12 protein-coding genes are annotated in these 10,473 nt (G+C 70.8%); all 12 read left to right on the top strand.

Going from position 1 to position 10,473, the window contains the following annotated elements; translation table 11 throughout:
* The first annotated feature begins 41 nt into the window (after positions 1 to 41).
* Positions 42 to 584: a LemA family protein gene (locus CCS38_RS33825; protein ID WP_223737288.1), complete on the top strand. Its 543-nt coding sequence runs from the start codon at positions 42 to 44 to the stop codon at positions 582 to 584.
* Between the two features lie 156 nt (positions 585 to 740).
* A complete protein-coding gene (gene pdxS, locus CCS38_RS33820) occupies positions 741 to 1,652 on the top strand; it encodes a pyridoxal 5'-phosphate synthase lyase subunit PdxS (protein WP_030251686.1) in 912 nt (303 codons plus the stop codon).
* Between the two features lie 9 nt (positions 1,653 to 1,661).
* Complete coding sequence (gene pdxT, locus CCS38_RS33815; protein ID WP_223737286.1) at positions 1,662 to 2,258, top strand: pyridoxal 5'-phosphate synthase glutaminase subunit PdxT; 597 nt, start codon at positions 1,662 to 1,664, stop codon at positions 2,256 to 2,258.
* Between the two features lie 64 nt (positions 2,259 to 2,322).
* The gene (locus CCS38_RS33810; RefSeq protein ID WP_223737285.1) at positions 2,323 to 3,075 is read left to right on the top strand and encodes a YebC/PmpR family DNA-binding transcriptional regulator; all 753 of its coding nucleotides are present in this window, start codon (positions 2,323 to 2,325) and stop codon (positions 3,073 to 3,075) included.
* 215 nt (positions 3,076 to 3,290) lie between these two features.
* Complete coding sequence (ruvC, locus tag CCS38_RS33805) at positions 3,291 to 3,935, top strand: crossover junction endodeoxyribonuclease RuvC (protein ID WP_223737284.1); 645 nt, start codon at positions 3,291 to 3,293, stop codon at positions 3,933 to 3,935.
* On the top strand, positions 3,932 to 4,552 hold the full coding sequence (gene ruvA / locus CCS38_RS33800) for a Holliday junction branch migration protein RuvA (RefSeq protein WP_223737283.1): 621 nt from the start codon (positions 3,932 to 3,934) through the stop codon (positions 4,550 to 4,552). The genes ruvC and ruvA overlap by 4 nt, the downstream gene beginning before the upstream one ends.
* A 67-nt stretch (positions 4,553 to 4,619) precedes the next feature.
* The gene (ruvB, locus tag CCS38_RS33795) at positions 4,620 to 5,720 is read left to right on the top strand and encodes a Holliday junction branch migration DNA helicase RuvB (protein WP_372457196.1); all 1,101 of its coding nucleotides are present in this window, start codon (positions 4,620 to 4,622) and stop codon (positions 5,718 to 5,720) included.
* A gap of 163 nt (positions 5,721 to 5,883) precedes the next feature.
* A complete protein-coding gene (gene yajC, locus CCS38_RS33790; RefSeq protein WP_223737282.1) occupies positions 5,884 to 6,444 on the top strand; it encodes a preprotein translocase subunit YajC in 561 nt (186 codons plus the stop codon).
* A 149-nt stretch (positions 6,445 to 6,593) separates the two neighbouring features.
* Positions 6,594 to 8,342: a protein translocase subunit SecD gene (gene secD, locus CCS38_RS33785; protein WP_223737281.1), complete on the top strand. Its 1,749-nt coding sequence runs from the start codon at positions 6,594 to 6,596 to the stop codon at positions 8,340 to 8,342.
* 1 nt (position 8,343) lies between these two features.
* Positions 8,344 to 9,474, top strand: coding sequence for a protein translocase subunit SecF (gene secF, locus CCS38_RS33780; protein ID WP_223737280.1), 1,131 nt, complete (start codon positions 8,344 to 8,346; stop codon positions 9,472 to 9,474).
* Entirely contained in the window at positions 9,471 to 10,019 is a 549-nt protein-coding gene (locus CCS38_RS33775) for an adenine phosphoribosyltransferase (RefSeq protein WP_223737279.1), read from the top strand. Before secF ends, CCS38_RS33775 begins: the two co-directional genes overlap by 4 nt.
* Before the next feature lie 269 nt (positions 10,020 to 10,288).
* Positions 10,289 to 10,473: hypothetical protein (locus CCS38_RS33770; RefSeq protein ID WP_372457195.1), on the top strand; the 185-nt coding region annotated here is incomplete at its 3' end.

The following is a 10,473-nucleotide window of genomic DNA, read 5'->3' as shown; positions in this document are numbered from 1 at the left end:
CCGTGCCCGAGCCCGCCCCCGCGCGGCTATCGTGACGCCCCGTGACCACCTTCATCTGGATCCTCGCGGCGCTCATCGTCATCGGGGTGTACCTGAGCTGGACCGCCGGCCGTCTCGACCGGCTGCACGCGCGCATCGACGCCGCCCGTGCCGCGCTCGACGCGCAGCTCCTGCGCCGCGCCTCCGTCGCGCAGGAGCTCGGTACCTCCGGCGTCCTCGACCCCGCCGCCTCGATCGTCCTGTACCAGGCGGCCCACGAGGCGCGGCAGGCCGAGGAGGACCAGCGGGAGGTCGCCGAGAGCGCGCTCAGCCAGGCGCTGCGCGCGGTCTTCGACGAGGCCGAGCAGACCGACGCCGTACGGGAGGCCCCCGGCGGCGAGCAGACGCTCGCCGAGCTGACCGCGGCGGTGCGGCGCGTCCCCATGGCCCGCCGCTTCCACAACGACGCCGTGCGTGCGGCCCGCGCCGTCCGCAGGCACCGCGTCGTACGCTGGTTCCGGCTCGCGGGCCACGCCCCGTTCCCGATGGCCTTCGAGATGGACGACGAGGCCCCGGCGGTCCTCGGGGACCGCACGGCGGCCTGAGCCCCGTACGAGTACGGCGGCGGAGCCGCGGCCGGGCCGGGGGCCGGGCAGGCCACTCCAAGAGCCACCGCCCTGCAATTGGCCCTTTTCACCTCCCGTACACAAACGGTTCTCTAGGTGCAGCAGCACAACCACCTGCACTTAGTGAGGTCAATCGTGTCCACCACGCCCACCACGCCCCAGTCCCCGGAGACCGGAACCGCCCGCGTCAAGCGCGGCATGGCCGAGCAGCTCAAGGGCGGCGTGATCATGGACGTCGTCACGCCGGAAGAGGCGAAGATCGCCGAGGACGCCGGTGCCGTGGCGGTCATGGCTCTGGAGCGCGTCCCCGCGGACATCCGCAAGGACGGCGGCGTGGCACGGATGTCCGACCCGGACATGATCGACGGCATCATCAACGCCGTCTCCATCCCCGTCATGGCCAAGTCCCGCATCGGCCACTTCGTCGAGGCCCAGGTCCTGCAGTCCCTCGGCGTCGACTACATCGACGAGTCCGAGGTCCTCACCCCGGCCGACGAGGTCAACCACTCCGACAAGTGGGCCTTCACCACCCCCTTCGTCTGTGGCGCCACCAACCTCGGTGAGGCCCTGCGCCGCATCGCCGAGGGCGCGGCCATGATCCGCTCCAAGGGCGAGGCCGGCACCGGCAACGTCGTCGAGGCCGTCCGCCACCTCCGCCAGATCAAGGGCGAGATCGCCAAGCTGCGCGGCTGCGACAACAACGAGCTGTTCGCCGCCGCCAAGGAGCTGCGCGCCCCCTACGAGCTGGTCAAGGAGGTCGCGGAGCTGGGCAAGCTGCCGGTCGTCCTCTTCTCCGCCGGTGGCGTCGCCACCCCCGCCGACGCCGCGCTCATGCGCCAGCTCGGCGCCGAGGGCGTCTTCGTCGGCTCCGGCATCTTCAAGTCCGGCGACCCGGCCAAGCGCGCCGCCGCCATCGTGAAGGCCACCACCTTCTACGACGACCCCAAGGTCATCGCCGACGCCTCCCGCGACCTGGGCGAGGCCATGGTCGGCATCAACTGCGACACCCTCCCCGAGGCGGAGCGGTACGCCAACCGCGGCTGGTAAGGGAACTACATGAGCAACAGCACCCCCACCATCGGCGTGCTGGCGCTGCAGGGCGACGTACGCGAGCACCTCACGGCGCTCGCGTCCGCCGACGCCCTGGCGCGCCCGGTGCGCCGCCCCGAGGAACTGGACGAACTCGACGGCCTGGTCATCCCCGGCGGCGAGTCCACGACCATGTCCAAGCTGGCGGGCGTCTTCGGCATGCTGGAGCCGCTGCGCGCGTTCATCCGTGCGGGCAAGCCGGTGTACGGCACCTGCGCGGGCATGATCATGGTCGCGGAGAAGATCCTGGACGGCCGGGACGACCAGGACACGTTCGGCGGCGTCGACATGATCGTGCGCCGTAACGCCTTCGGGCGGCAGAACGAGTCCTTCGAGGCGGCGGTCGACGTCGCCGGGATCGACGGCGGACCGGTCGAGGGCGTCTTCATCCGCGCGCCCTGGGTCGAGTCGGTCGGCGCCGAGGTCGACGTACTGGCCGAGCACGGCGGTCACACGGTGGCCGTCCGGCAGGGTAACGTCCTCGCCACGTCCTTCCACCCGGAACTCACCGGCGACCACCGGGTCCACGCGTTCTTCGTGGACATGGTGCGTCACGCCGCGTGAGGGGACCCCGGTAAGATCTAGGGCGTTCGTTTTCAGAAATGGGTTACGCGAAGGAGACAGGCGGATGTCCGGCCACTCTAAATGGGCTACGACGAAGCACAAGAAGGCCGTGATCGATGCCAAGCGCGGCAAGCTCTTCGCGAAGCTGATCAAGAACATCGAGGTCGCGGCCCGTATGGGTGGCGTGGACGTCGAGGGCAACCCGACGCTGTACGACGCCATCCAGAAGGCGAAGAAGCAGTCGGTCCCGAACAAGAACATCGACTCCGCGGTCAAGCGCGGCGGTGGTCTTGAGGCCGGCGGCGCCGACTACGAGACGATCATGTACGAGGGTTACGGCCCGAACGGTGTCGCGGTGCTCATCGAGTGCCTCACCGACAACCGCAACCGTGCCGCCTCGGACGTGCGCGTCGCCATGACCCGCAACGGCGGCTCGATGGCCGACCCGGGCTCGGTGTCCTACCTGTTCAACCGCAAGGGCGTCGTCATCGTCCCCAAGGGCGAGCTGACCGAGGACGACGTGCTGGCCGCGGTCCTGGACGCGGGCGCCGAGGAGGTCAACGACCTCGGTGAGTCCTTCGAGGTGCTCAGCGAGGCCACCGACGTGGTCGCGGTCCGCACCGCGCTCCAGGAGGCCGGCATCGACTACGACTCGGCCGACAGCAACTTCGTCCCGACCATGCAGGTCGAGCTGGACGAAGAGGGCGCGAAGAAGATCTTCAAGCTGATCGACGCCCTGGAGGACAGCGACGACGTCCAGAACGTCTTCGCCAACTTCGACGTGTCGGACGAAGTAATGGCGAAGGTCGACGCCTGAGCCACCTCGTTGCGGCTCTTTGCGGCTGTTGACGGGCCGGCAGGGATCATCCCTGTCGGCCCGTCTCGCGTTCGTGTGTCGCCGGTACCACCCGTTGTCAGTGCCACCCGATACTGTGCTGAGCAGGGGATCTCCGACCCCCGTGGTGGGGGTGGAGGGCCGAAACGGTACGGCGCCGGGTGGTGACAGCGCGGCATGAGGGGAGGGGGACACCCGTGAAGGTGCTCGGCGTTGACCCGGGGTTGACGCGCTGCGGCGTCGGCGTGGTCGAGGGCGTGGCCGGGCGGCCGCTGTCGATGGTGGGTGTCGGAGTGGTCCGCACCCCCTCCGATGCCGACATCGCGGACCGTCTCGTCCTCATCGAGCAGGGCATCGAGCACTGGCTCGACACGCACCGGCCCGAGTACGTCGCCGTGGAGCGGGTGTTCAGCCAGCACAACGTCCGTACGGTCATGGGCACGGCCCAGGCCAGCGCGGTCGCGATGCTGTGCGCCGCCCGTCGCGGGCTGCCCGTCGCGCTGCACACGCCGAGCGAGGTCAAGGCCGCCGTCACCGGCTCGGGGCGCGCCGACAAGGCGCAGGTCGGGGCCATGGTGACGCGGCTGCTGCGGCTGGACGCGCCACCCAAGCCCGCCGACGCCGCGGACGCGCTCGCGCTCGCCATCTGTCACATCTGGCGCGCGCCCGCCGTGAACCGCCTTCAGCAGGCCCACGCCGCCAACCGCCTCCAGCAGGCCCAGGCTCAGGCCCGGGCCCAGGCCGCCGCCCGGCGCACCCCGCCCGCCGCGCGCCCCGCCGGCGCGCCCCGCACCCCCGCTCCCGTACGTACGAATCAGCGCTCCCCGAAGGGCACGTCATGATCGCCTTCGTCTCCGGCCCGGTCGCGGCCCTGGCTCCCGATGCCGCCGTCGTGGAGGTGGGCGGCATCGGCATGGCCGTCCAGTGCACCCCCAATACGTTGTCCGGGCTGCGCATCGGCGAGCAGACGAAGCTCGCCACCTCCCTCGTCGTACGGGAGGACAGCCTCACGCTGTACGGCTTCGCGGACGACGACGAGCGGCAGACCTTCGAGCTGCTACAGACGGCGAGCGGCGTCGGCCCGCGGCTGGCGCAGGCGATGCTCGCGGTGCACAGCCCGGATGCGCTGCGGCGCGCGGTGGCGACCGGCGACGAGAAGGCGCTGACCGCCGTGCCCGGCATCGGCAAGAAGGGCGCGCAGAAGCTGCTGCTGGAGCTGAAGGACCGGCTCGGCGAGCCGGTCGGCAGCGCCGGGCCCGCGGTCGGCAGCCCGGTCACGGCCGCCTGGCGCGATCAGCTGCACGCCGCGCTGATCGGCCTCGGGTACGCCACCCGGGAGGCCGACGAGGCGGTGGGCGCGGTCGCCCCGCAGGCCGAGGCGGCCGTCGCGGACGGCGGTACGCCGCAGGTCTCGCAGCTCCTGAAGGCGGCGCTGCAGTCCCTGAACCGGGCCCGCTGACCGGGCGCCGGCCCGGGTACCCCTACGATCCGGCACTCCACCCACCGACGACGCGAGGCAGTACGCAGTGAACTGGGACGACAGCACCGACACCGCGGACGGACAGGACCCCGGCCTGCCGCCGGGCGGCGCCGACCGGCTGGTGGGCGCGGACGCCGACGGCGAGGACACGGCGGTCGAGGCCGCGCTGCGCCCGAAGGACCTGGAGGAGTTCGTCGGCCAGGAGCGGGTGCGCGAGCAGTTGGACCTCGTGCTGCGGGCCGCGCGGGCGCGCGGCGCCACTGCCGATCACGTGCTGCTCTCCGGCGCCCCGGGTCTCGGCAAGACCACGCTCTCGATGATCATCGCGGCGGAGATGGGCGCCCCGATCCGTATCACCTCCGGACCGGCGATCCAGCACGCCGGCGATCTCGCCGCGATCCTCTCCTCGCTCCAGGAGGGCGAGGTGCTTTTCCTGGACGAGATTCACCGGATGTCGCGGCCCGCCGAGGAAATGCTCTATATGGCGATGGAGGATTTCCGGGTCGACGTGATTGTGGGAAAGGGGCCGGGCGCCACCGCCATTCCGCTGGAACTTCCGCCGTTCACGCTGGTCGGCGCCACGACACGGGCGGGGCTGCTGCCGCCGCCGCTGCGCGACCGGTTCGGATTCACCGGGCACATGGAGTTCTACGCCCCGAATGAGCTGGAGCGGGTCATCCACCGCTCGGCGGGACTGCTCGATGTCGACATAGAGACCGAGGGTGCCGCCGAAATCGCCGGACGGTCGCGCGGTACGCCCCGTATTGCCAACCGTCTGCTGCGCCGCGTACGGGACTACGCCCAGGTCAAGGCGGACGGCCTGATCACCCGCGAGATCGCGGAGCAGGCGCTGGACGTGTACGAGGTCGACGGGCGGGGCCTGGACCGGCTGGACCGCGCGGTGCTCACGGCGCTGCTCAAGCTGTTCAGCGGCGGGCCCGTGGGCCTGTCGACCCTGGCGGTGGCCGTGGGGGAGGAGCGTGAGACGGTCGAGGAGGTCGCCGAGCCGTTCCTCGTGCGCGAGGGGCTGCTCGCGCGGACCCCCCGTGGCCGCATTGCCACGCCTGCCGCATGGGCGCATATTGGGCTGGTGCCGCCGCAGCAGATGACGGGCGGAAACGGACAGCAGGGGCTGTTCGGGACGTGACGGCGCGGGGACTCGCCGGGTCAGGAACTGCGGTGCGATGCTGGGCGTTGTTCCACTGGTGCGGACTCGCTTAGACTCCGCCGATGCCGTCCGTACGGTCCGGCATATCAACCCCCGTATACAAGGCCGCGCCTCCGCGGTCGTGCGAAGGAATGTCCGTCCCGTGAATATCATGACTCTCCTCCCGTTCATCGTGCTCATCGGGGCCATGTTCCTGATGACGCGCTCCGCCAAGAAGAAGCAGCAGGCGGCTGCGCAGATGCGGAATGAAATGCAGCCCGGCACCGGCGTCCGCACGATCGGAGGCATGTACGCCACCGTCAAGGAAATCCACGACGACGCGGTCCTCCTCGAGGTGGCCCCGGGCGTCCACGCGCTCTACGCGAAGAACGCGATCGGCGCCGTGCTGCCCGACGACGAGTACAACCGAATCATCGACGGCGCCGAGCAGGGCTCCGTCGTCCCGGACGACCTGTCCTCCCTGACCGGCGCCTCGGCCGTCAACGACGGCGACGACGACACCACCGGTAAGGGTGACGTCGCCGAGAAGATCGACCTGGGCAAGGACGCCCCCGCGGAGAAGACCGCCGAGAAGGCCGACGAGCCGAAGGCCGAGGAGCCGAAGGCCGACGAGACCCCGGCCGCGGCCGCCGACGCCGAGGCCGCCGAGGCGAAGGACGTCAAGAAGGACGCCAAGAAGGACGGCGGCGCCGACGCGAAGTAGGCGCGTACTTCCACGGAACCGCGGTGCGCCGGGAGCGGCGCCCGCGGTTCCGGGACCGTCTAGGCTCCGGCGGGGGCACGTCCCCACAAGACTTCGTGGCCGTCCGGCACTGACCTGACTCGGGCGGTTGGACAGGGAGATACGAGAAGGTGGCAGCACCGAACAAGGGCCGAAGGTCGCCGGCGGCCCAGAGCAGGCCGGGGCGCGCCCTGGTCCTGATCTTGGTCGTCATCGCGGCGCTGGTCGGGGGGATGTTCTACTCCGGCACCATGACGCCGCGACTGGGCATCGACCTCGCGGGCGGTACGAGCTTCACGCTGGAGGCGCAGAACCAGCCGGGCAAGCCCAACGCGATCAACGAGACCAACATGAAGACCGCCGCGGGCATCATCGAGCGGCGTGTCAACGGTCTCGGCGTCTCCGAGGCCGAGGTCCAGACCCAGGGAACCAACCACATCATCGTGAACATCCCCAAGGGGACGGACGCGAAGCAGGCCCGCCAGCAGGTCGGTACCACCGCTCAGCTCGGTTTCCGTACGGTGCTGACCGCGGCGGCCGGCGCGAAGGCGCCCACGCCGGGCGCTTCCGAGAGCCCGAAGGCCGGCAGCGGCGAGAAGGAGAAGCAGGGCGGCGACAGCACGTCGGCCACCCCCTCCGGCAGCCCCACCACGCAGGGCCGCGCCGTCAGCGACGCGCTCAAGAAGGACGACGCGCCGTCGCCCTCCGGCAAGCCCACCGGTTCCCCCAGCGCGCCCCCGGTCCAGCAGCCGCCCACGGGTGCCGACATCCCCGCCGCGCTGCAGAAGAAGCTCGCGGCGCTGGACTGCTCCTCCAAGGAGAGCCGTTCCGCCGCGGCCGAGGAGGCCGCCCGCGCCAAGCCCAGCGACTCGATCGTGGCCTGCGAGGACGACGGCAAGACGAAGTACGTGCTCGGCCCGGTCAAGGTCGAGGGCACGGACGTGGACGACGCCAAGGCCAACTTCGACCAGCAGGGCGGCCAGGGCTGGCTCGTCCAGATGAACTTCACCTCCGCCGGCGGCAAGAAGTTCGCCGACGTGACCGGTGACATCGCCACCAAGACCCCGCCGCAGAACCAGTTCGCGATCACCCTGGACGGCGAGGTCGTCTCGGCCCCGCAGGTGAGCAGCGCGATCGCGGGCGGCAACGCCCAGATCACCGGCGGCTTCACCCAGCAGTCCGCCGAGGACCTGGCGAACATGCTGTCCTACGGTGCGCTGCCGCTCTCCTTCAAGATCGCGGACGAGACCACCGTCACCGCGGCCCTCGGCGGCGAGCAGCTGAACGCGGGCCTGATCGCCGGTGCCATCGGCCTCGCGCTGGTCGTCATCTACCTGATCGCGTACTACCGCGGCCTGTCCCTGGTCGCGCTGGCGAGCCTCGTGGTCTCGGCGGTCCTGACGTACACGATCATGACGCTGCTCGGTCCGGCCATAGGCTTCGCGCTGAACCTCCCGGCCGTCTGCGGTGCGATCGTCGCGATCGGTATCACGGCCGACTCGTTCATCGTGTACTTCGAACGCATCCGGGACGAGATCCGCGAGGGCCGTACGCTGCGGCCCTCCGTCGAGCGGGCCTGGCCGCGCGCCCGGCGCACGATCCTGGTCTCCGACTTCGTGTCGTTCCTGGCCGCCGCCGTGCTCTTCATCGTCACCGTCGGCAAGGTCCAGGGCTTCGCGTTCACGCTGGGCCTCACGACCCTGCTGGACGTCGTGGTGGTCTTCTTCTTCACCAAGCCGCTGATGACGCTGCTGGCCAAGCGGAAGTTCTTCTACTCCGGGCATCCCTGGTCGGGTCTGGATCCCACGCGTCTCGGCGCGAAGCCGCCGCTGCGCCGCGGCCGGCGCACCTCCGCCCCCATCGAGACGAAGGAGGCGTGAGATGTCCAAGCTCGGCAATCTCGGCGCCCGGCTGTACCGCGGCGAGGTCGGTTACGACTTCATCGGCAAGCGCAAGATCTGGTACGCCGTCTCGATCCTGATCACCATCACGGCGATCGTGGGCCTCGGGGTCCGCGGTCTGAACATGGGCATCGAGTTCTCCGGCGGCGCGGTCTTCACCACTCCGAAGACCTCCGTCTCCTCGACCCAGGCCCAGCACCAGGCCGAGGCCGCTTCCGGTGGCCACCCGGCCACGGTCCAGAAGCTCGGCAACGGCGGTCTGCGGATCCAGATCAGTGAGCTGGACACCAAGGAGTCCGTGCCGGTCCAGGAGAAGCTGGCCAAGGACCTGAACGTCCCGGTCGAGGACGTCAACACCCAGCTGGTCGGCCCCAGCTGGGGCGAGGAGATCGCGAACAAGGCCTGGCTGGGCCTGGGGATCTTCATGATCCTCGTGGTGCTCTACCTCGCCATCGCCTTCGAGTGGCGGATGGCGCTGGCGGCCCTGATCGCGCTGATCCACGACCTCACGATCACGGTCGGCGTGTATGCGCTGGTCGGCTTCGAGGTCACGCCCGGTACGGTCATCGGTCTGCTGACCATCCTCGGTTACTCGCTGTACGACACGGTCGTGGTCTTCGACAGCCTCAAGGAAGCGTCCCGGGGCATCACGAAGCAGTCGCGGTACACCTATGGGGAGATCGCCAACCGGTCGATCAACTCCACGCTGGTGCGGTCGATCAACACCACGGTCGTGGCGCTGCTCCCGGTGGCGGGTCTGCTCTTCGTGGGCGGCGGCTTCCTGGGCGCGGGCATGCTGAACGACATCTCGCTGGCCCTGTTCGTGGGCCTCGCGGCCGGTGCGTACAGCTCGATCTTCATCGCCACCCCGCTGGTCGCCGACTTCAAGGAGCGCGAGCCGCAGATGAAGGCGCTGGCCCGGCGGGTCCGTGCCAAGCGCGCCTCCGCCGCCAAGAACGACTCCCAGGGGTCGGCCGAGGGCGGCGCGGAGTCCGGCGAGGAGCCGCAGGACGACGCCCCGGCGGCGGCCGGCAGCTCGGCGGCCGGCCCGCGCAGCCAGCCGTCCTCCCGCAGCCGCGGCCGCGGCCGTCCGTCGGGCAAGCGCCGATGAGCGCCCCCGCGGAGCTGCGCGAGCTCCTGCTCAGCCGGATCGCGGACGTACCGGACTACCCGCAGGCGGGGGTCGTCTTCAAGGACATCACCCCGCTGCTGGCCGACCCGGAGGCGTTCGGGCAGCTGACCGACGCGCTGGCCGGGGTCTGCGGCGAGGTCGGCGCGACGAAGATCGTGGCGCTGGAGGCCCGCGGGTTCATCCTCGCGGCCCCGGTCGCGGTGAAGGCGGGCGTCGGGTTCGTGCCCGTGCGCAAGGCCGGCAAGCTGCCCGGGGCGACACTCGGCCAGAGTTACGCGCTGGAGTACGGCCACGCCACGATCGAGATCCACGCCGACGCGCTGGCCCCGGGGGACCGGGTGCTGGTGATCGACGACGTGCTGGCCACGGGCGGTACGGCGGAAGCCTCGCTGACCCTGATCCGCCGCTCCGGCGCCGCGGTCGCGGGCGTGGCGGTCCTGCTGGAGCTGGGCTTCCTCGACGGCAGGGAGAAGCTGGCGGCGGGGCTCGACGGGGCGCCGCTGGAGGCGCTGATCACGGTCTGAGGCCGCGTCCGAGACCGCGGCGGTCGGGTGCCGGAAGCGTCATGTAGGGCCCCGTCCACCGTTCGAAAACCAGGCAAAGTGCAGGTAAAAGGGCATCCGGCATAAATGCGGATGCCCTTTTGCTGTGACCACAGGAGCATCGGCCCGCGGACGAGCCGTGGCTGCCGGCATGGATACCATGGCAGCCCGGCCACTTCGTGGACCGGTGGTCCGGCACCGCTCTTTTCCGCCCGTTCACCGGTGGGAAAGGTCCCAGCGAGGAGTTGCTCTTGCCAGACGAGGCCCAGCCGCTCTCCCCCCGCACGCCGGGGGGCAGCCCCGCCGCGCGCCCGGACGACCGTCCTGCGGGCGGCGCCGCGGACGCGCCGAAGAACGGCGGGAAGGAAGCGCCGGCGGGGCCCGTCCCGGCGGTTTCCGGGCCTGCCGCCACGGCGCCCAAGCCCACCCCGCCGTC

It is taken from the genome of Streptomyces purpurogeneiscleroticus (genome assembly GCF_020024005.1).
GTDB lineage: Bacteria > Actinomycetota > Actinomycetes > Streptomycetales > Streptomycetaceae > Streptomyces > Streptomyces purpurogeneiscleroticus.
The sequence above is the reverse complement of the archived record's forward strand: the minus strand, read 5'-3'. Positions and strand labels throughout refer to the sequence as shown.

Excerpts from the sequence above, each read along its gene's own strand:
- pdxT (WP_223737286.1), top strand. The coding sequence starts at position 1,662 with ATGAGCAACAGCACCCCCACCATCGGCGTGCTGGCGCTGCAGGGCGAC.
- CCS38_RS33810 (WP_223737285.1), top strand. The coding sequence starts at position 2,323 with ATGTCCGGCCACTCTAAATGGGCTACGACGAAGCACAAGAAGGCCGTG.
- ruvA (WP_223737283.1), top strand. The coding sequence starts at position 3,932 with ATGATCGCCTTCGTCTCCGGCCCGGTCGCGGCCCTGGCTCCCGATGCC.
- secF (WP_223737280.1), top strand. The coding sequence starts at position 8,344 with ATGTCCAAGCTCGGCAATCTCGGCGCCCGGCTGTACCGCGGCGAGGTC.
- CCS38_RS33775 (WP_223737279.1), top strand. The coding sequence starts at position 9,471 with ATGAGCGCCCCCGCGGAGCTGCGCGAGCTCCTGCTCAGCCGGATCGCG.